Genomic DNA, 531 nt, shown 5'->3' on the forward strand with positions numbered 1-531 from the left:
GCACTACCCAGGTCACGGGTAGTGCGGGTAGAGCGGCGACGACTGCCCGCGGCGGGCAGAAGGTCACTCGACTACCCGCACGCCTGTGACCAGGGACTTTGCGGGTAGTGCGGGTAGTGCGGGCAGTGCGGGGTGTAGTTGCCGCGACCCGTAGGTTGTGGGCGCACGAGAAAGGCCCGCACGGACATCCGTGCGGGCCTCTGCAGGGAGACGGTGGCCTACTGGGGAGCCGGGCCTTCCACCCGCCAGTAGTTGATCTTCTGCCGCGCGTCTCGTCTGGAGATGATCCGGTAGCCGCTGAAGAAGCGGCCCTGTCGGGCACGCAGCCACTTCCCGAGCTGCTTGGAGTTGGGGATCTTGTCGCCGTTGGTCGGCATGACCTTGCTGAGGTTGGAAGCGGCGCTCACGCCGGTGGCTGAGGCGAAAGCGAAGTCGACCAGGTTCTGGGAGGTGTACTCCTGGGTGCCCAGCTCCTCATGCCACACGGCGAGGAAGGCGGCCCATTCCATGGCGTCCTCGTCGGCGTCCTCC

At 66.7% G+C, this 531-nt stretch carries 1 protein-coding gene; it reads right to left on the reverse strand.

All coding sequences use genetic code 11. The features are described from left to right. Positions 1-218 precede the first annotated feature (218 nt). Positions 219-531: hypothetical protein (locus OO69_RS48175; RefSeq protein ID WP_033287391.1), on the reverse strand; the 313-nt coding region annotated here is incomplete at its 5' end.

The sequence above is a fragment of the Streptomyces sp. NRRL F-525 genome (genome assembly GCF_000716605.1).
GTDB lineage: Bacteria > Actinomycetota > Actinomycetes > Streptomycetales > Streptomycetaceae > Streptomyces.